The sequence below is a fragment of the Mycobacterium sp. E796 genome (genome assembly GCF_001672815.1).
Lineage (GTDB): Bacteria > Actinomycetota > Actinomycetes > Mycobacteriales > Mycobacteriaceae > Mycobacterium.
In genome coordinates this window covers 13,601-31,237 of the sequence record NZ_LZKK01000344.1, presented here as the reverse complement: position 1 = coordinate 31,237, position 17,637 = coordinate 13,601, and the positions used below count along the sequence as shown (strand labels likewise).

Below are 17,637 nucleotides of genomic sequence, written 5' to 3'. Positions count from 1 at the left end.
ACCCCACCTCGACCACGGCCAACCCCGCACCAACAGCTTCCACCACCCCGAACGCTTCCTGCGCGACACCGACGACGACCCGTAGCGGCTCTTGATCGTCTCCGGCGTGACGCGGTAGCGTGGTGCTGCCAATTACGAAACCGTGCGTAGCGTAATTACGACGCCCCGTCTAGCGGAAGGAATCGGCTTGATGCGCAGCCGTTACGCCGGCCGTCCGTTCACCACCTCGACGGCCGAAATCGCGGCCGCTCTCGAGGATGTCAGCATCCCGACGCTCCTGCTTTCGCTCGTCCACATCACCGGCGACCCTCGGTTCATCCGGGACTTCAAGCCGATGGGGATCTTCCTCAACGAGGTCCAGGGGTTCATGTCGGAGGAGGACAAGGCCAGGGCGCGCGCGGCGGCGCTGCCGGTGATCACCGACTACCGAGACCGCGGCTGCCCCGAGCCCGAGCCGCTGAGCCCCGAACTAATTCGGGAGATGATGGACTGGGCCGCCTGCGAACATGTCACCGATGATTACCTGCCGCTGATCCTCGAGGAAATGGATCTGGAGGGCGTCGACCCCCGCCGCCCCACCGCCCTGCCGGCACAATCCGCCGCCGAGCTTCCCGTGCTGGTGGTCGGCTGCGGCGAGTCGGGCATCCTCGCCGGAATCCGCCTGAAGCAGGCCAACATCCCGTTCACCATCGTCGAAAAGAACGCCGGTCCGGGCGGAACGTGGTGGGAGAACAGCTATCCCGGAGCCCGCGTCGACGTCGCAAACCATTTCTATTGCTACAGCTTCGAACCCAACAACGACTGGACTCACTTTTTCGCCGAGCAGCACGAGCTGCAGGACTATTTCACCGAGGTGATGAACAAGCACGACCTGGCCGAGCACATCCGGTGGAACACCGAGGTGGCCGCGGCCGAGTGGAACGACGCCGACGGCACCTGGAGCGTCTCGGTCCGCGGCGCCGACGGTGAGACCAGCACGCTTACCGCGCGGGCCGTCATCACCGCGGTCGGGCAACTGAACCGGCCCAATCTTCCCGAGCTCGACGGGGCCGACAGCTTCGAGGGACCCTCGTTTCACTCCGCCGCCTGGGACCACTCGGTCGACCTGACGGGCAAGCGTGTCGCGCTGATCGGGGCGGGCGCCAGCGGATTTCAAATCGCGCCGGCGATAGCCGACCACGTCGAGCGCCTGACGGTGTTCCAGCGGACGGCGCAATGGATGTTCCCCAACACCATGTACCACGACGAGGTCGGCGACGGCGTGCGCTGGGCGATGCGCCACCTGCCGTTCTACGGCCGCTGGTATCGGTTTCTCGTGCTGTGGCCCGGCGCCGACAAGGGCCTGGATGCCGCCGAGGGCGATCCGGATTACGCCGATCAGGACTATGCCGTCAGCGACATCAACGCCGCTGCGCGAATGATGTTCTCGCAGTGGATCACCAGCCAGGTCGGGGAGGGCCCAAACTCGCGAGGCCTGCTGGACAAGGTGCTGCCCGACTACCCCGCCACGGGCAAGCGGACCCTGCAGGACAACGGCAGCTGGCTGCGGACGCTGCAACGGGACAACGTCGAGTTGGTGCGCACACCGATCCGGCAGATCACATCGCACGGCGTCATCACCGAGGACGGCGCGACGTTCGACGCGGACGTGATCGTCTACGCCACCGGGTTCCGGCACACCGATGTGCTGTGGCCGCTGAAGGTGCGGGGGCGCAACGGGATTGACCTGCACGAGATGTGGGGGAGCCGACCGTATGCCTACCTGGGCATCACCGTGCCGGGATTCCCGAACTTCTTCATCATCTACGGACCCGGAACCCACCTCGCCCACGGGGGCAGCCTGATCTTCCAATCGGAACTGCAGATGCGCTACGTCGACCAGTGCCTCAGGCGGCTGGCCCAGGAGAACCTGCATTCGATCGAGCCGAAGGCCGAGGCCGCCACCGCATGGCACGAGCGCACACAAACGCAGATCAAGAAGATGGTCTGGTCGCATCCGGCGGTCAAACACTCGTACTTCAAGAACGCCGACGGCGAGATCCACACCGTCAGCCCGTGGCGCCTCAACGAGTACTGGGCCGCGGTGCGCGAGCCCGACTGGTCGCAATTTCTTGTGCGACAAAAAGAGCGAGTGCGAGAGGGAAAGTGAGCACACCACCATGCGTACGGTAGTCGTCGACGGACCCCGCAACATTCGGGTCGAGACCCGCCCCGATCCCACGCTTCCCGGCCCCGACGGGGCCATCGTCGAGGTCGCCGCCGCGGGCATCTGCGGTTCGGATCTGCACTTCTACGAGGCCGATTTCACCATGCCCGACCCGATCGCGCTGGGCCACGAAGCCGTCGGCACGGTCGTGGAGGTCGGACCCGAGGTGCGTACGGTCAAGGTCGGCGACCAGGTCATGGTGTCCTCGGTGACCGGCTGCGGCCACTGCCCGGGGTGCGCCACCCGCGATCCGGTCATGTGCTACTCCGGGTTTCAGATCTTCGGCGGCGGGCTGCTCGGCGGTGCGCAAGCCGATCTGCTGGCCGTGCCCGCCGCCGATTTTCAGCTGCTGCGGACGCCCGAGGGGATCAGCACCGAACAGGCGCTGCTTCTGACCGACAACCTCGCCACCGGCTGGGCCGCCGCGCAGCGCGCCGACATTCCGTACGGCGGCACCGTGGCCGTGATCGGCCTGGGCGCGGTCGGATTGTGCGCGCTGCGCAGCGCGCTTTTCCAAGGCGCCGCAACGGTTTTCGCCGTCGATCAGGTCGATGGTCGGCTCGATCGTGCCGCGCGGTGGGGCGCCACGCCGATCAAGGCGCCGGCGGTCGATGCCATCCTCGCGTCGACGGGGGGCCGTGGCGCCGACGCCGTGATCGACGCCGTCGCCACGGACGCCTCCCTGACCGACGCGCTCAATGCGGTGCGGGCGGGAGGCACCGTCTCGGTAGTGGGCGTGCACGATATGAATCCGTTTCCGCTCAACGCGCTGGGCTGCCTGATCCGCAGCATCACCTTGCGGATGACCACGGCGCCCGTCCAGCGGACCTGGCCCGAGCTGATCCCGTTGCTGCGGTCCGGCCGGCTCGACGTCGACGGAATCTTCACCACCACACTGCCATTGGACGAGGCGGCCAAAGGTTACGCGACCGCCGAGGCGCGGTCCGGTGACGAGGTGAAGGTTCTGCTAACGCCCTAGCCCAGGCTCACGCCGAGCGCGTCGCCGTGATGTATTGCGAATGCATGAAGGCGTCGATCTTGACGTCGACCTCCGGCGGGGTCAGCCCGTAGCCTGCCTGCAGATCCAGCGTGTTGCGGACCGGTTCGACGGCCCAGCCGTGCCCGGCCAGCCACTCCGCCGGGTCGGATTTGGGTTCGTAGGTGAGGGCGGAGAAGTCGACGTCGCCGGACATGTTGACCCCGGGATGGTCGGCCTCCAGGGCGGCGAGCTGCTGGCGGTCCAGCCGCGATCCCAGCGCGCCGATGGCGATTCGGCTGCCCGGCGCGCTGAGCCCGCTGATGCGGGTGAAGAGAGTGTTCTGGGCTTCGTCGGTGAGGTAGGGCAGCACTCCCTCCACCGACCAGGCGCTCGGGGTTTCGGTGTCGAAGCCGGCCTCTTCCAATCGCCGCGACCAGTCGGTGCGCAGATCGGCTCCGACCTCGACCCGGCGGGCCTTGGGCGTCGCGCCCTGCTCGCCGAGCACGCGGGCCTTGAATTCCAGGACCTTCGGCAGGTCGACCTCGAAAACCGTTGTGTCATCCGGCCATTCGAGGCGATAGGCCCGCGAATCCAACCCGGCCGCGATGATCACCGACTGCCGAATGCCCGCGTCACCCGCGGATGTGAAGAAGTCATCGAAGAACCGGGTCTGCACGCCGTACAGGCGGGGAAAGGCCGTCTCGTCCTCCGAGGTTCCCGGATTGGCGAGCACGCCCGCCAGATACGGGTCCTGCGAGGCGGCGATGAACGCCTTGGCGTATTCGTCTCGAACCAGCGGTTGGGGGCTCACGGCGTGCAGCGCCCGCCACCCCGCCACCAGCAGCGCGGTGTAGCCCACGCCGCTGACGATGTCCCACTGGTCGTCGTCGGAACGAAGCGACCCGAATTCAGGTGTCATGCTCATAGCGGATGCAGCCTCCCGACTCACCAACGTACCTGCGCTGGCACCGTCAAAGTTCCAAAGTCACCGTGACCGGGCCGTCGTTCACCAATGCGACTTGCATGTGCGCGCCGAACACGCCGGTCTGCACCTCGGCACCCAGCGCTTGCAACGCCTCCGCGAACGCCGTCACCAGCGGTTCGGCGACCTCGGCGGGCGCCGCGGCGTTCCATGACGGACGCCGGCCTTTCGCGGTGTCGGCGTACAGGGTGAACTGGCTGACCACCAAGATCGGCGCGTTGACATCGGCCGCGGACCGTTCGTCGGCGAGTATGCGCAGATACCAGAGCTTTTCGGCCAGCCGCCGCGCCTTGTCGGGGTCGTCGCCGTGGGTGACGCCGACGAACGCCAACAAGCCCTGGCCGTCCGGCCGGACGGCTCCCACCACCCGGCCGTCGACCGACACCGACGCCGACGAGACCCGTTGCACCAGAACCCGCATGGCCCTCGATGCTGCCAGGCTTGCCGCGAAAAGGTTGGGTAGGCTCGTCACGTGTCCGTGCTCGTCGCGTTTTCGGTCACCCCGCTGGGCGTCGGAGAGGGCGTCGGCGAGATCGTTGCCGACGCGGTCCGCGTGGTTCGCGAGTCCGGCCTGCCCAACAAGACCGATTCCATGTTCACCGTGATCGAGGGCGATAGCTGGGGGGAAGTGATGGACGTCGTCCAGCGTGCCGTCGAGGCGGTGGCCGCTCGCGCGCCGCGGGTCAGCACGGTAATCAAGGCAGACTGGCGGCCCGGCGCCCACGACGCGATGACGCAGAAGGTCGCGACGGTCGAGCGTTATCTCTCCGACGGTTAGGCCTCTACGGCGTTCCGGAACGCCCGCTCGGCCGCCTCGCCGTGGACAGCGAACACCACCTTCTCCAAGGAGTTCGCCCGGTGCCGACGGACGACGTCGACCATCAGCCGCGCCGCGTCTTCGAGCGGGAACCCGCCGACGCCGGTGCCGAAGGCCACCAGGGCCAAGGAGCGGCAGCCGAGTTCGTCGGCCCTGCGCAGCGTGGAATCCGTGGCGCGGGTGATGATGTCGGCCGAGGTGGGGCCGCCGAGTTCCATCGTCGCCGCGTGGATCACGTAGCGCGCCGGCATGTCGCCCGCGGTGGTTTCGACGGCTTCGCCGAGCCCAATCGGTGCTTTCTCGGTCGACTCACGCTGCACCGCGGGTCCACCGGCGCGGGAGATGGCCGCGGCGACACCGCCGCCGTGCCGCAGTTGGGTGTTGGCCGCGTTGGTGATCGCGTCGACCTCGAGCTTGGTGACGTCGGCTTGCACCACCTCTAGCTCGATCATCGGCTCATTGTCGCGCACCACCGCGAAGAAAAGGCTGAGCTCGCGCCCGGGCAGGCTGGGAGTGACGCATGGCGAACGAGGCGGAGCGGGGAGCCAGGGCAACCCGGCACACCTGGCGGCTAGGGCTTCCTGGCCGCCTTCTCGCGGACCGACGCGTAGAGCCGCCACAAGTCCGGCACACCTTTGAGCTCATGCTCACCTCGCGCTGCGAACTCGCGCCCGGAGCCGGCGACGATGTCGCGCACCGTCGAGGAGACCAGCACCTCGCTCGGTCCGGCGAGCGCCGAAACGCGCGCACCGATGTGAACGGACAGTCCGGCGACGTCGTTGCCACGAACCTCTATCTCGCCCGCGTGAATGCCGACTCGGACCTCGACGCCGAGCACACGCACCGCATCGACGACGGCCTCGGCGAACGAAATTGCGGCGCTGGGACTCGCAAACGTCGCGAGGAATCCGTCACCGGCCCTGTTTCTTTCGGTCCCACCGAATCGCGTGATTTCCCGGCGGACCGCGCTGTCGTGGCGGTCGAGCAGATCCCGCCAGCGTTGGTCGCCGAGCTCCGCGGCGCGCAGGGTGGCGCCGACGATGTCGGTGAACACGATCGTGGTGAGCACGCGCTCGCTGTCCGAGCCGCCGCGGACACCGGTGAGGAACTCCTCGATTTCCGCGAGCATCGCCCCGGCGTCGCCGACCCAGTACAGCGAATCTTCGCCCGGCAGTTCGACATAGCGCGACCCGGCGATGTGCTCTGCGAGGTAACGACCATTGTCCGCCGGGATGAATTTTACGCGATCTCGATGCACGACAAGGGTTTTCACGCCGACGCGGGGGAGCGTGTCGCGTACGTCGCTCTCGGTCACGACCTTGCTCACGGCGCGCGCCATGCTCGGCGACGCAGCGCGGTTGCCGGCGATGTCCCACCACGCGCGAAACGCGTCGTCGCGGGCGACGCTGGGCGCGATGATTCCCAGCACGTCGAACCCCTGCTCAACCGCGTCGGGCTCGATCGCGACGGACGTGAATGGGTCCGTGGCGCTGGGCCGGGCGCCGACGGGGTAGTCGGGTGCCCACAGCACCCGCGCCGTGCCGTTGATGATCACCAGGCTGCGCACCCGGTCGGGGTAGTCGGCGGCAAGCACCAGCCCGCTCATCGCGTTGTAGCTTGTCGCGAGGATGGACGCCTGCTCGGAGCCGACCGCATCCATCACCGCGATCGCGTCCTCGGCCCAGAACTTCGGCCCGATCATCTCCAGCGAGGGCACTCGCGACGACAGACCCATCCCGCGAAAATCGAAGCGGATCACTCGGCTGAACGACGCCAGACACCGGTAGAAGCGGTACAGCGAGGGTTCGGCGTCGATGGAGTCGATCGGTATCGATGGTCCGGCCAGCAAGACGAGATCGACCGGGCCTTCCCCGAAGACCTGGTAGGCGATGTCGATATCACCGCATCTGGCGTAGCGAATCCGCGGTGCCGCAGACGTCCCGGCCACGGCCCCAGGCTAGTTCAGGCAACCGGCCGCAGACACGCCAGTAGGCTCAACCCGGTGAGCGCACGCGCAGGGATAGTCGTTACCGGAACCGAGGTCCTCACCGGGCGCGTCCAGGACGCGAACGGGCCCTGGATCGCCGATCGCCTCCTCGAGCTGGGCGTCGAGCTGGCGCACATCACCATCTGCGGCGACCGCCCCGCCGACATCGAGGCGCAGCTGCGCTTCATGGCCGAGCAGGGCGTGGACCTGATCGTCACCAGCGGCGGCCTGGGCCCGACGGCCGACGACATGACCGTCGAGGTGGTGGCGCGCTTCTGCGGCCGCGAGCTCGTACTCGACGAGGCAACCGAGAACAAGATCGCCGAGATCCTCAAGAAATTGATGGGCCGCAATCCCGCGTACCAATCCGCTCTGGACCCCGGCACTTTCGAGTCGATCAGGGCCGCCAACCGCAAACAGGCGATGATCCCCGACGGCGCGCAGGTGCTCGACCCGGTGGGCACCGCACCGGGTGTGGTGGTGCCCGGCAAGCCGACGGTCATCGTGCTTCCGGGACCGCCGCGCGAGCTTCAGCCCATGTGGCACAGGGCAATTGAGACACCCGCCGCGCAGCAGGCGATCGCCGGCCGAACGACCTACCGCCAGGAGACGATCCGGATGTTCGGGCTGCCCGAGTCGGGGCTGGCCGAGACGCTGCGCGACGCCGAGAAGGCCGTCCCCGACTTTGACCGCCTGGAGATCACCACCTGCCTGCGCCGCGGCGAGATCGAGATGGTCACCCGCTACGAGCCGGACGCCGCGGACGCCTATGCGCGCCTGGCCGAGCTGCTGCGCGAGCGGCACGGACGGCAGATCTACTCCGAGGACGGTTCGAGGGTTGACGACCTGGTGGCGCGGTTGCTGCAAGGCCGCTGGATAGCGACGGCGGAATCCTGCACCGCGGGCCTGCTGGCGGCGCGGCTGACGGACCGGGCCGGTTCCTCGGACTACGTGACCGGCGGCGTGGTGTCCTACTCCAACGACGCGAAGGCGCAACTGCTCGGCGTGGACCCGGCCTTGATCGAAAAGCACGGCGCGGTGTCCGAACCGGTGGCCGAGGCGATGGCACAAGGCGCGCTCAAGCGCTTCGGCGCCGACACCGCCGTCGGGATCACCGGGATCGCCGGCCCGGGCGGGGGAACCCCGGAAAAGCCCGTCGGCACAGTCTGTTTCAGCGTGGTGCTCGCCGATGGCCGGACCAATACAAGAACGCTGCGGCTGCCCGGCAACCGTTCCGACGTCCGCGAGCGGTCGACGACGGTGGCGATGCACCTGCTGCTGCGCATCCTGAGCGGCGCCGAGTAGCCTCACCTCATTTCGGTTGGCAGGAACGCGCTTTCGGAGGTGCCGAACCGAATCCCCGTGGCGTCCTTGCCGATCAGCGTGAGGAAGGCCACAGCGATCAGCACCGGCACGATCGTCGCCGCCAGCGCGAAGGGGTAGCCGTGCGTCTCGGCCAGGTGTTCCTGGATGGGCAGGTTGAACGCGGCCAACAGGTTCCCGAGCTGGTAGGTCACGCCGGGGTAGAGGCCGCGGATGGCGTCCGGGGACATCTCGGTGAGATGAGCGGGGATCACCCCCCACGCGCCCTGCACGCAGAGCTGCATCAGGAACGAGCCAAGGCACAGCATTGCCGCGCTGTGCGAGTAGGCGAACAGCGGCACGATCGGCAGGCCCAACAACGCGCAGAAGATGATGGTGTAGCGGCGGCCGAACCGCTGCGACATCGTGCCGAAGAACAGCCCGCCAATGATGGCGCCGACGTTGTAGACGATGACGATCCACTTGACCGTAACGCTGTGCAGGCCCGCGCCATGATTGCTCGTCGCGCCCAGGAAGGTGGGGTAGACGTCCTGGGTGCCATGGCTCATCCAGTTGAACGCCGTCATCAGCAGCACCAGGTAGAAGAAACGGCGGATGATCGCCGGGTCGCGCAGCACGTCGCGAATCCTGGTGCTGGTGAGCCGCATCCGGTCCTGCGCGGCCTCCCACACCTCGGATTCCTCCACCCGGTATCGGATGATCAGGCTGACCAGCGCCGGGATGATGCTCAAGGCGAACAGCCAGCGCCACGACAGGCCCAGCCAGTTCATCACCACCAGCGACGCGACGCTGGCCAGCAGGTAGCCGAAGGCGTAGCCCTCCTGCAACAACCCCGAGAAGAAGCCGCGCCGCTCGACGGGAACTTTCTCCATGGCCAGCGCGGCCCCCAGCCCCCACTCGCCGCCCATCCCGATGCCGTAGAGCAAACGCAGGATCAGCAGGACGGTGAAGTTCGGCGCGAACGCGCACAGGAACCCGACGACGGAGTAGAAGATCACGTCGACCATCAGCGGAAGCCGCCGCCCGACGCGGTCGGCCCACAGCCCGAACAGCAGCGCGCCGACGGGCCGCATGAAGAGAGTGGCGGTCGTGACGAACGCGACCTCCGCCTTGCTGATGTGGAACGTCTTGGCGATGTCGGCGTAGACCAGCACGACGATGAAGTAGTCGAAGGCGTCCATCGTCCAGCCGAGCAACGCCGCGACGAACGAATTCCGCTGATCGGCGGTCAACTTCTGCCGAGAAGGTTGTGTTGTCACTTCAGCATCGTTGCAGTACCGGGCGGCGATGCGCGAGAGTAAGTTCCGGATACATGCGAATCATCGATGCCGATGGACACGTCGCCGAGAACTCCTCGCTGGCGATCGAAGCGATCAAACGCTGGCCCGACCACGTCAAGCCCAGCACGGACGGCCGCCTGCGGTTGGTGTTCGAGGGCCGCAACTATCCGGAGGACGAGGGCCCCGGTGCGGGTTGCCCGCCCGAACACGGGATCAGCAAGGCACCCGACATCAATTGCCGCACACCCGAGGGGGTGCTGGGCGACGCCGACCGCGATCACATCGACACGATGGTGCTGTATCCGAGCATGGGCCTGTGCGCCCCCAGCCTCGAGGATCCGGAGTTCGCCGCGGGATTCTCGCGGCTCTACAACCAGTGGATCGCGGATTACTGCGCGTCCTCGCAAGGCCGGTTGCTCGGCGTCGCCGTCACCCCGATCGAACACGGCCAGGCGGCCATCGACGTCATGACGGAAGCCAAAGAACTCGGGCTGGTGGCCATGCTGGTCCCGCCGGCCCTCAAGACCCGCAACCTCGACCACCCCGACCTCGATCCGTTCTACGCCGCCGCCGTCGAACTCGGAATGCCGCTGGGCGTGCACGGTGCCCCTGGCATCCATTTGCCGAAGATCGGCGTGGACCGCTTCACCAATTACATTCAGGTGCACTGCATCAGCTTTCCCTTCGACCAGATGACGGCGATGACCGCGATGGTCTCCGGCGGCGTCTTCGAGCGGCATCCCCAGCTGCGGGTCGCCTTCCTCGAGGCGGGCGCGGGGTGGGTCCCGTTCTTCATCGATCGTCTGCATGAGCATTACGAGAAGCGGGGTGACTGGGTCGAGCGCGGCTGGCGTCGCGATCCGCACGAGTACCTGGCCGCCGGCAACATCTTCGTGACGTGCGAGCCGGAGGAACCGATCCTGCCCGGCGTGATCGATGTGCTCGGCGCCGACTTCATCATGTTCGCCAGCGACTACCCACACTGGGACGGCGAATGGCCGGAGAGCACCAAGCACCTGCGAACCCGCGCGGACATCAGCGAGGAGGCACGCGAAAAGATCGGCGGCCTCAACGCGCAGCGCTTCTACAACCTCAACTAAACAGGCCGCCGGGTGGCAGGATCTCCCGCATGGGACCTTTCCTGCTTCGCGCCGCGCTCACCGGTATCGCAATGTGGATCGTCACCCTCTTCATGCACGGAATGAGATTCGTCGGCGGCACCACCACGTTGCAGACGGCGGGCATCATCTTCGTTGTCGCCGTGATCTTCGGTCTGGTCAACGCGTTCATCAAGCCGGTCGTGCAGTTTCTGTCGATTCCCCTCTACATCCTGACCCTCGGGCTCATCCACATCGTGATCAACGCGCTGATGTTGTGGATCACCGCATGGATCACCGCGCACACCACGCACTGGGGACTGCAGATAGACCATTTCTGGTGGACGGCGATCTGGGCCGCCATCCTGCTGTCGATCGTGAGCTGGGTGCTGTCGCTGGTGATCCGCGACGTCACCCGGGCCTGACGGCGCCTAAACCTTCAGCGGGCCCGCCAGCGCGGCGGTCGCTTCTCGGCGAACGCGCGCGGCCCCTCCTTAGCGTCCTCAGTCTCGAAAACGCGGTCGCTGTGCCGGGTTTCGTTGTCGTAGGCCGACTTGAGATCCAGCGCCAACCCTTCGACGGCCGACTGCTTCGTCGCGAAGACCGCCAGGGGAGCGTTGGCAACGATGCGCGCGGCGAAGTCGTATGCGGTGTCCATCAGTTGATCCGCCGGGACCACCCGGTTGATCAGCCCCATGGCCAGGGCCCGCTCAGCGTCCACCATGTCGGCCGTCAGCAGCAGCTCCATCGCCAGCGGGTAGGGCATCTGCCGGGGCAGCCGCACGGTGCTTCCGCCGCCGGCGAACAGGCCGCGTTTGGGCTCCATCACCGCGAAACGCGCCTCGGGAACGGCGACTCGAATGTCGGTGGAGGTCAGCATCTCGAAGCCGCCCGCGACGCACGTCCCGTTCACGGCGGCCACGATCGGCTTGTACACGGGGAACCGATGCAGGACGGCGTGGATGGCGTCGTCCTTGTTCCACCCGTCGGGCCGCGGCAGGTCACCGGTGAGTTCGGGGATGAACTTCTTGAGGTCGGCGCCCGTGCAGAAGTCCCGGCCGACGCCGGTGATTACCGCCACCCAGGCCCGTTCGTCGTCGCGGAACGCCGCCCACGCGTGGGCCAAGTCGCGAAAGTGCGCCATATCCAACGAGTTTCGCGTCTCCGGGCGGTTGATGGTGATGGTGGCGACGTGGTCGTCCAGCCGGTAGTCGATGCTCACCGCGCGACCCCGTCGACCAGACGCACCACGTCGCGCGCGCAACCCCACGAGAGGGTTACGCCGTTGCCGCCATGGCCGTAGTTGTGGATGCACAGTGCTTGTCGGGGAGCCCGCCCCAGCGGCTCGGCTTCCACCCGCACCGACGGCCGGTCCGGGCGGAGCGCGGTGATCGTCTCGATCACCTCGGCGTCGCCGAGGCGTGGCTCGATCCGGCGGCAGCGTTGCAGGATGCGGTCGGTCACCTCGGGGTCCGCGGTGGTGTCCCAGCGGTCGGGGATGCTGATGCCGCCGCACACCACCCGCTGCGGGTGGGGGAAGAAACAGGTCCACTCCGCCGCCTCGTTCAGCTCGATAAACAGTTGCCGCAGACCGGGATTGGCCAGCACGACATGCTGGCCGAACCGCGGCCGCATGGTGTCATCGCCCGTCAGCGCTGCGGCGCCGAGCCCGGCACAGTTGACCACGATCGGTGCGGCGTCGGCGGCCTCGGCCAACGACCCGACCGGGCGCTCCTCGATTTCGCAGCCGGCCGCGGCCAGGCGCCGGGTCAGGTAATCGAGGTATCGCGGCATGTCGATCATCGGCATCGTGGCGCGGAAGCCGGCGCCGAAGCCCGCCGGGACGTCGGCCGGATCGGCCGGCCGCAGGTCGGGTATGAGCTTGGCCGCCGGCGCGGCCGCCTCGGCGCCGATGAATTCCCCGACGGCCAGCGCCGGTGCCATACGAACGCCGGTCCCCGGGTCGCCGGCCAGTTCGCGGAACACCCGCAGAGAGTGCTCGCTCCAACCCAGGGTCGCCGCGGCGCGTTCGGCGGGCCGCGGGGGAGCCCACACCGCGCCGGCCACCGCCGAGGTCGTCTGTTGTGGCATCGCGGCCGCCCACACCCGCACTGGCCAGCCCGCTTCTGCCAGGCAGATCGCCGACGTCAAACCGCTGACGCCGGCGCCGACGACGACGATCTCCTGCGGGTCACCCGCATCACTTGCCAATGGCCGCAAGCTCTCGTCAGGAGTGGGGGGGTTGCTGGCCGTTCTGGCCGCCGAGCAGCCCGTTGAGGATGCCGAGAGTGCCTTGCACACCCGCGGGCGGCGCTTCGGGGGGCACGGTGGCGTCGGGGGTCAGCTGCCACGGCTGGCAGCCCGTCGTCTTGAACGACTTGTCGCCCGGATCGATCTGCACAACCTGCGGCTTTTTGCTCATGGCGTTGTCGACGAGGTTGCCGTCGGGGTTGCTCGTCCGCTTCCAGTAGCAGGTGCCGCTGCCGACGGGCCCGGCCGAGCTGTAAATGCCCGGCGCGATGTCCGTCCCCACCGTGTACGTGCCGTCGTGGTCGATCGTCGTCTTCGGTGCCGATGCGGGGGACGCGGCCGGTGAAGGCGACGGTCCGGGTGAGGCTGCCGGAGACGGCGACGGCGGCGTCGGCTCCGGATCGGCGCCGGCCACCCCGGCCGACACGGCCCAGCCCGCAAGCAGCAACCCGGCGGCGGCACCTCGCGCCGCCACGGATGCTTTCACCTTGAACCCCATGAACCAGCAGCTTACCGGCGCGAACAACTCATTTCACATCGATGTTGCCCGAGCGCGGAACGGCAGGCTCGACGCGAGGCCCGTTGCTGGCCACCGTGGCATCAGCGATGTCGTAGCGAGCCCAACCGGCGTTGGCGCCCAGCCCGCCTGTCCCGATTCCGGCCGCCCTCAACGCGGTATTGGGCGCGAGCGGGCCGGGGGCAACCCATCCCGTAGTCGCCGCGGCCGGCGCCGGCACCGGCTGGCCGATGTTGTGGGTGGGCGGGCGGTCGTCGCTCGGGCACGGCATTTGATCCGGGATGTGGGTGGCGGGGTGGTTGGCATCGTCGTGGTTGGCATCGTCGTGGTTGGCATCGTCGGCTCGCAACCCGTCCGAAGCCCAACAGTCGGGACATCGGCCCCAATAGACGACCTCGGTCTGGTCGAGGTGGAAGCCGTTGGCATCCGAAGGGGTCAAGCAAAGCGTGTCACCGATGGCGCACTCCACGTCTGCGATGGCCCCACAACTCCGGCAGACCACGTGATGGTGGTTGTCGCCCACTCGAGTTTCGTAGCGCGCAACCGAGCCCGGCGGCTGTACCCGTCGTAATAGCCCCGCGTCGGTCAGCGCATGCAGGATGTCGTACACGGCCTGTCGGGACGTGTCGGGCAGGCAGTCGTGCACAAGGCGGATGATCGTTTCCGTGTCCGAATGCGGATTCTGGTGAACCGAGTACAGGACCGCGATTCGCGGGCGGGTCACGCGGAGGTCGGCGTTGCGCAGGCTTTGGGTGAAATTCGCCGCCAAGGACACCTGCACGACATGCAAGTCTTTTCGGGAATGGATCCCATTGCTGGAGTTAATCAAAGCCACTGACCCCTTCCGTCGGGCCGGGAAAGCACCGATGTTGTGCCGCCCGTGACAACCGCATGGGAACGGTGTTTTCACGGCGGAGCCAAGGCTAGGAACATTGTGCCCGCGATGGTGCGTTTTCGCACAATTAGTTCCGGGTTTTTGATCTCGGTGCTGACCGCAGAATAATCGTGTATTCCCCTGAGCCACAAAGGCATTCCACCAGGATGGAATTTCCCTCCGAAGCGTACCGACAGTTCACTCATCGGGTTTGCAGGGGCCACTATGGCGCTTCGGCGGCACCGGGTGCGGCCCGTGCACCCAGCACCGGTTGAATGCCTCGACCGTTGTTGAAGCTCGGCGACCACGGCCAGTGTCCGCGTGAATCGACCCACACCACCTGCAGCGCCGTCACCTCGTCGCCGAAGATCGCGCCCGCGAATATCAAATACACGTCGGGATGGTCGACCTCGACCATTTCTACGAGCGCGCCGGCGGGAAGAGCGATCCGCATGCCGGGTGACGGCCGCTCGCCCTTCACGGCTCGCCGACCGAGGGTGTTCAGCATCTGCGCCGCTCGGCGCGGTGTGACGCCCGTGACCAGGAGCTCGGGCAGCCCGTAGCGGGTCAGCCCGACCGTGTAGGCGAAGGGCATTCGATCGCTCTCGACGTACTGCACCGCCCAACCGGTCTCAAGCATCGTCTGGCGCAGTTCGGCAAGGTACTCCTCGGTGGTGCCGCCCGGATTGTCACACTTCCAGCACATCGCGTGTCCCCTTTCATCGTGCTTGTCGCAACGATGCACCCGGGGTATGACATGTTTGGGACGCCCGGCCCGCGCATGCGAAACACGTTGTAGGAGAAGTGCTTTAGGTGAGGCGACGCACCTTCCCCGCGTAGCCCAGTGCATGCTCGTACACCTCGAGGTTGTCGCGAGAAATCCTCGCGTGCACGGGGCGCTCCAGGAAGAAGCGCAGCACCGGGTTGTAGGCGTGGTAGGTCTCATGGAAGGTCAGCACCGTCGTGCCGTCGGGCTGCTCCTCGAGTTCGTGATAACCCTCGGCGCGCGACCACAACGGCGCGCCGACGGCCACATAGCGCGACAGCTTGTTGATCTCGGCCTCGGTTACGCTCTCCCACGACCGCCCCTTGCCGCCGGACAGCAAGTACTTGGGCACCGGGAAGATGCAGGTGCGCACCAAGCCCTCGCCGGCCTCGTTGCCTTCGTTGAGGATCTCCATGCTGCCGGTGGGCCACTTCAGGACCCGCGGCCGCGGCGCGTCCGGCGGGACCGGCGGATGAAGCACCCGCCACACCTTTTTCGGCGGCGCATCGACATGGAATCGTACGGTGTAGGACTGCATCAGCTCTCTCCCCAGGAATCCCAATAAGTGATGGTCTCCGCGGGCGGGCGCGAGGCCGGCCGGAAGTCGGTGCCGATGGTGTAGGCGACCGGGAACAGCGCGGCCTGGGTGGCCGTCGGCGGGATGCCGAGCAGCTCGGCCACCTGTTGCTCCTTGGCCAGGTGCATCGTCGTCCACACCGATCCCAGCCCACGCGACCGCAGGGCCAGCAAGAAGCTCCAGCCGGCCGGGATGATCGACGCCCAGGCGGAGGCGGCGGTCAGCAGGTTCGAGTTGTCGATGCGGTTATCCAGGCAGGGGATGACGTGCACCGGGACCCGGGCCAGCGTGTCGGTCAGGGCCAGCGCGCCGGCGTACACGCGCTGGGTCTGGGGATCGGACGCCTCCTTGGCCGCGTACGCGAGGTACTCCGCACCGACGCTGCGGTAGATGTCGCCGATCGCGGCGCGCTTGTCGGCGTCCGTGATCACCAGCCATCGCCAATCCTGTGCGTTGCTGGCGGTGGGGGCCTGCATGGCGAGCCGGATGCACTCGAGGATCACGTCACGTCCGACCGGCCGGTTCAGGTCGAGGCGTCTGCGCACCGCCCGTGTGGTGGTCAGCAATTCGTCGACGGAGGCGAGGTCCATTGGGTCCTTCCCGACGGGGTCAGAGGTCGATGGCACAGGATTGGTCGACACCCAGGACGGTCAGCGAACGCCCCAGGCCGAGAAACACCGCGACGCACAGCGTGAGATCGAGGATCTCTTCGTCGGAGAATGACTCCCGCAGCCGGTCGAAGAACGCGTCGCCCATCGACGCGTGATCGGTGGCGAAGCGCTCCGCGTACTCGATGGCCAGGCGCTGGCGCGTGGTGTAACCGGGGTAGCTGGCGTACGCGGCGACGTTGTCGTACAGCTCGGGGGCGACCCCGGCGTCCAGGACCGACTGGGCACGGAAGTCCGAGCAGGCGACGCAGTCGTTGATCTGGGCGATTCGCATCCGGGCCAGCTCCCGCTCCTCGGCCGGCAGCATGCTCTGTTGGTATGCGCCCCGGATCATGCGCTCGACCATCGAGCCGAGCTGCGGTCGTAGCGACCAGATCATGGCGGCTTCGCCGCCGGGGCCATCGGGAACGTTGACTCGGGCCATCCGTGAACTCCTGCCCGCGGAAGATCGTTACCTAGTGGAGCAAACCAGATTCTCAACTGGACTGTCTAGGTCGGCTCCCGCCTGCGATCAATGCATAGGCATACCCGGCGCCGCCGCGAAAATCTGGTTGGCTACGGTCCGTTGATTGAGGGCGCTCATCGGGCGGGCGTCCCGAATGTGGAGGTCGGCGCGTGCTGTTCATGCACGAGGTGCACAAGGTCCGTGGCCGCAGCGAAGATGACTTCGAGGCCGCGTTTCGAACGGGCTGGATGCCCATGCTCGCCGCCGGGAACGACGCGCGGTTGCTGTGGTACACCAACCAGGCGCATGGCAGTGGACCCGCCTACACGGTGATCACCGTGACCGCCGTCCGCGACGGCGCGGCCTGGGAGCGTCTGACCCAGCGGGTCCAGAAGGGCGATCTCCAGGAGTGGATGCGCCACCTCGACGAGCTCCGCCACGAGGTCGACGCCAAGCTGCTGGTGCCGCTCCCGTGGTCGCCACTGCAGGAGGTCCGCCTCGAGGAGGTGCCGGTCGACGGGCGAGAGCACGACATGAGCCTCTACATGGAGGACACCATGTGGCCGTATGAGGACAAGTTCGAGGAATACATCGTCAGATGCGGCGAGGTCTACGCCAAGAGCCTCGACCAACCGTCATCCATGCTGAGCATGCACGCCTCGTTCCAGCCCGCCCTCGGCAGCCACGTGCGCCGCGAGGTGATCCTGATGCAGCGCATCAGCAGGCCCGAAGCGTTGCTCGATCTGCTCCGCACCCACATCCCCGCCGAATACCGCGCCCCCGGGACCTGGATGTACGACGCGCTGGACCTGCGCGACCAGTGGACCAGCCGGCTGCTTCGAACCTCCGCCTGGTCGCCGCTGCATTAG

At 67.3% G+C, this 17,637-nt stretch carries 20 protein-coding genes and 1 pseudogene; 8 read left to right on the top strand and 13 right to left on the bottom strand.

Features of this window, described 5'->3' with window-relative positions:
* From A5706_RS35365 to A5706_RS28310, 3 genes are all read left to right on the top strand, one after another.
* A partial coding sequence (locus tag A5706_RS35365; RefSeq protein ID WP_369831968.1) for a hypothetical protein occupies nucleotides 1-85 on the top strand: 85 nt, incomplete at its 5' end.
* Between the two features lie 105 nt (nucleotides 86-190).
* Nucleotides 191-2,149 carry an NAD(P)/FAD-dependent oxidoreductase gene (locus A5706_RS28315; protein WP_068138692.1) on the top strand — a complete coding sequence of 653 codons (1,959 nt, stop codon included), beginning with the start codon at nucleotides 191-193 and terminating at the stop codon, nucleotides 2,147-2,149.
* Nucleotides 2,150-2,159: 10 nt separating this feature from the next.
* Complete coding sequence (locus A5706_RS28310) at nucleotides 2,160-3,185, top strand: alcohol dehydrogenase catalytic domain-containing protein (protein ID WP_068138689.1); 1,026 nt, start codon at nucleotides 2,160-2,162, stop codon at nucleotides 3,183-3,185.
* Nucleotides 3,186-3,192: 7 nt separating this feature from the next.
* Here the strand turns inward: A5706_RS28310 and A5706_RS28305 are convergent, their stop codons facing one another.
* The gene (locus tag A5706_RS28305; RefSeq protein WP_068138685.1) at nucleotides 3,193-4,110 is read right to left on the bottom strand and encodes a class I SAM-dependent methyltransferase; all 918 of its coding nucleotides are present in this window, start codon (nucleotides 4,108-4,110) and stop codon (nucleotides 3,193-3,195) included.
* Between the two features lie 46 nt (nucleotides 4,111-4,156).
* Nucleotides 4,157-4,588 carry a D-aminoacyl-tRNA deacylase gene (gene dtd, locus A5706_RS28300; protein ID WP_068138680.1) on the bottom strand — a complete coding sequence of 144 codons (432 nt, stop codon included), beginning with the start codon at nucleotides 4,586-4,588 and terminating at the stop codon, nucleotides 4,157-4,159.
* A gap of 51 nt (nucleotides 4,589-4,639) precedes the next feature.
* Here dtd and A5706_RS28295 point away from each other — a divergent pair, with 51 nt between their 5' ends.
* Nucleotides 4,640-4,945, top strand: coding sequence for an MTH1187 family thiamine-binding protein (locus tag A5706_RS28295; RefSeq protein ID WP_068138677.1), 306 nt, complete (start codon nucleotides 4,640-4,642; stop codon nucleotides 4,943-4,945).
* Here A5706_RS28295 and A5706_RS28290 read toward each other — a convergent pair.
* Nucleotides 4,942-5,436 (bottom strand): macro domain-containing protein, encoded by a 495-nt coding sequence (locus A5706_RS28290; RefSeq protein WP_068138707.1) that lies wholly within the window; start codon nucleotides 5,434-5,436, stop codon nucleotides 4,942-4,944. The two genes, A5706_RS28295 and A5706_RS28290, sit on opposite strands and share 4 nt — an antisense overlap.
* A gap of 119 nt (nucleotides 5,437-5,555) precedes the next feature.
* A complete protein-coding gene (locus A5706_RS28285; RefSeq protein WP_068138674.1) occupies nucleotides 5,556-6,932 on the bottom strand; it encodes an adenylate/guanylate cyclase domain-containing protein in 1,377 nt (458 codons plus the stop codon).
* Nucleotides 6,933-6,986: 54 nt separating this feature from the next.
* Between A5706_RS28285 and A5706_RS28280 the strand changes: the two genes are divergently transcribed.
* On the top strand, nucleotides 6,987-8,276 hold the full coding sequence (locus A5706_RS28280; RefSeq protein ID WP_068138672.1) for a competence/damage-inducible protein A: 1,290 nt from the start codon (nucleotides 6,987-6,989) through the stop codon (nucleotides 8,274-8,276).
* Between the two features lie 2 nt (nucleotides 8,277-8,278).
* On the opposite strand, the gene A5706_RS28275 is transcribed toward A5706_RS28280, so the two are convergent.
* Nucleotides 8,279-9,475, bottom strand: coding sequence for an MFS transporter (locus A5706_RS28275; protein WP_369831967.1), 1,197 nt, complete (start codon nucleotides 9,473-9,475; stop codon nucleotides 8,279-8,281).
* A 131-nt stretch (nucleotides 9,476-9,606) separates the two neighbouring features.
* On the opposite strand from A5706_RS28275, the gene A5706_RS28270 reads away from it, so the two are divergent.
* Together A5706_RS28270 and A5706_RS28265 are read left to right on the top strand one after the other, a co-directional pair.
* Nucleotides 9,607-10,674 carry an amidohydrolase family protein gene (locus A5706_RS28270; protein WP_068138665.1) on the top strand — a complete coding sequence of 356 codons (1,068 nt, stop codon included), beginning with the start codon at nucleotides 9,607-9,609 and terminating at the stop codon, nucleotides 10,672-10,674.
* Between the two features lie 29 nt (nucleotides 10,675-10,703).
* Nucleotides 10,704-11,096 carry a phage holin family protein gene (locus tag A5706_RS28265; protein ID WP_068138663.1) on the top strand — a complete coding sequence of 131 codons (393 nt, stop codon included), beginning with the start codon at nucleotides 10,704-10,706 and terminating at the stop codon, nucleotides 11,094-11,096.
* 14 nt (nucleotides 11,097-11,110) lie between these two features.
* On the opposite strand, the gene A5706_RS28260 is transcribed toward A5706_RS28265, so the two are convergent.
* From A5706_RS28260 to A5706_RS28225, 8 genes and pseudogenes are all read right to left on the bottom strand, one after another.
* Nucleotides 11,111-11,893, bottom strand: a complete 783-nt coding sequence (locus A5706_RS28260) for an enoyl-CoA hydratase/isomerase family protein (protein ID WP_068138660.1) — start codon at nucleotides 11,891-11,893, stop codon at nucleotides 11,111-11,113.
* Entirely contained in the window at nucleotides 11,890-12,882 is a 993-nt protein-coding gene (locus A5706_RS28255; protein ID WP_082964697.1) for an FAD-dependent oxidoreductase, read from the bottom strand. The genes A5706_RS28260 and A5706_RS28255 overlap by 4 nt, the downstream gene beginning before the upstream one ends.
* A 16-nt stretch (nucleotides 12,883-12,898) precedes the next feature.
* Nucleotides 12,899-13,420, bottom strand: coding sequence for a hypothetical protein (locus A5706_RS28250; RefSeq protein ID WP_068138703.1), 522 nt, complete (start codon nucleotides 13,418-13,420; stop codon nucleotides 12,899-12,901).
* Between the two features lie 382 nt (nucleotides 13,421-13,802).
* A pseudogene (locus tag A5706_RS34640) lies at nucleotides 13,803-14,213 on the bottom strand (Fur family transcriptional regulator); the annotation flags it as partial.
* Nucleotides 14,214-14,535: 322 nt separating this feature from the next.
* Nucleotides 14,536-15,018, bottom strand: a complete 483-nt coding sequence (locus tag A5706_RS28240) for a DUF4262 domain-containing protein (RefSeq protein WP_068138658.1) — start codon at nucleotides 15,016-15,018, stop codon at nucleotides 14,536-14,538.
* A gap of 103 nt (nucleotides 15,019-15,121) precedes the next feature.
* Nucleotides 15,122-15,616 carry an SRPBCC family protein gene (locus tag A5706_RS28235; protein WP_068138656.1) on the bottom strand — a complete coding sequence of 165 codons (495 nt, stop codon included), beginning with the start codon at nucleotides 15,614-15,616 and terminating at the stop codon, nucleotides 15,122-15,124.
* Complete coding sequence (locus A5706_RS28230) at nucleotides 15,616-16,245, bottom strand: nitroreductase family protein (protein ID WP_068138654.1); 630 nt, start codon at nucleotides 16,243-16,245, stop codon at nucleotides 15,616-15,618. Before A5706_RS28230 ends, A5706_RS28235 begins: the two co-directional genes overlap by 1 nt.
* 19 nt (nucleotides 16,246-16,264) lie before the next feature.
* A complete protein-coding gene (locus A5706_RS28225; RefSeq protein WP_068138652.1) occupies nucleotides 16,265-16,747 on the bottom strand; it encodes a carboxymuconolactone decarboxylase family protein in 483 nt (160 codons plus the stop codon).
* A 200-nt stretch (nucleotides 16,748-16,947) separates the two neighbouring features.
* On the opposite strand from A5706_RS28225, the gene A5706_RS28220 reads away from it, so the two are divergent.
* Nucleotides 16,948-17,637: a hypothetical protein gene (locus A5706_RS28220; RefSeq protein WP_231985447.1), complete on the top strand. Its 690-nt coding sequence runs from the start codon at nucleotides 16,948-16,950 to the stop codon at nucleotides 17,635-17,637.

Bases quoted from the DNA above. Each gene is read 5' to 3' on its own strand.
- A5706_RS28275 (WP_369831967.1), bottom strand. From the start codon at position 9,475: ATGGACGCCTTCGACTACTTCATCGTCGTGCTGGTCTACGCCGACATC.
- A5706_RS28305 (WP_068138685.1), bottom strand. From the start codon at position 4,110: ATGAGCATGACACCTGAATTCGGGTCGCTTCGTTCCGACGACGACCAG.
- A5706_RS28235 (WP_068138656.1), bottom strand. From the start codon at position 15,616: ATGCAGTCCTACACCGTACGATTCCATGTCGATGCGCCGCCGAAAAAG.
- A5706_RS28230 (WP_068138654.1), bottom strand. From the start codon at position 16,245: ATGGACCTCGCCTCCGTCGACGAATTGCTGACCACCACACGGGCGGTG.
- A5706_RS28270 (WP_068138665.1), top strand. From the start codon at position 9,607: ATGCGAATCATCGATGCCGATGGACACGTCGCCGAGAACTCCTCGCTG.
- A5706_RS28315 (WP_068138692.1), top strand. From the start codon at position 191: ATGCGCAGCCGTTACGCCGGCCGTCCGTTCACCACCTCGACGGCCGAA.
- A5706_RS28265 (WP_068138663.1), top strand. From the start codon at position 10,704: ATGGGACCTTTCCTGCTTCGCGCCGCGCTCACCGGTATCGCAATGTGG.
- dtd (WP_068138680.1), bottom strand. From the start codon at position 4,588: ATGCGGGTTCTGGTGCAACGGGTCTCGTCGGCGTCGGTGTCGGTCGAC.
- A5706_RS28220 (WP_231985447.1), top strand. From the start codon at position 16,948: ATGCACGAGGTGCACAAGGTCCGTGGCCGCAGCGAAGATGACTTCGAG.
- A5706_RS28225 (WP_068138652.1), bottom strand. From the start codon at position 16,747: ATGGCCCGAGTCAACGTTCCCGATGGCCCCGGCGGCGAAGCCGCCATG.
- A5706_RS28310 (WP_068138689.1), top strand. From the start codon at position 2,160: ATGCGTACGGTAGTCGTCGACGGACCCCGCAACATTCGGGTCGAGACC.
- A5706_RS28290 (WP_068138707.1), bottom strand. From the start codon at position 5,436: ATGATCGAGCTAGAGGTGGTGCAAGCCGACGTCACCAAGCTCGAGGTC.
- A5706_RS28240 (WP_068138658.1), bottom strand. From the start codon at position 15,018: ATGTGCTGGAAGTGTGACAATCCGGGCGGCACCACCGAGGAGTACCTT.
- A5706_RS28250 (WP_068138703.1), bottom strand. From the start codon at position 13,420: ATGGGGTTCAAGGTGAAAGCATCCGTGGCGGCGCGAGGTGCCGCCGCC.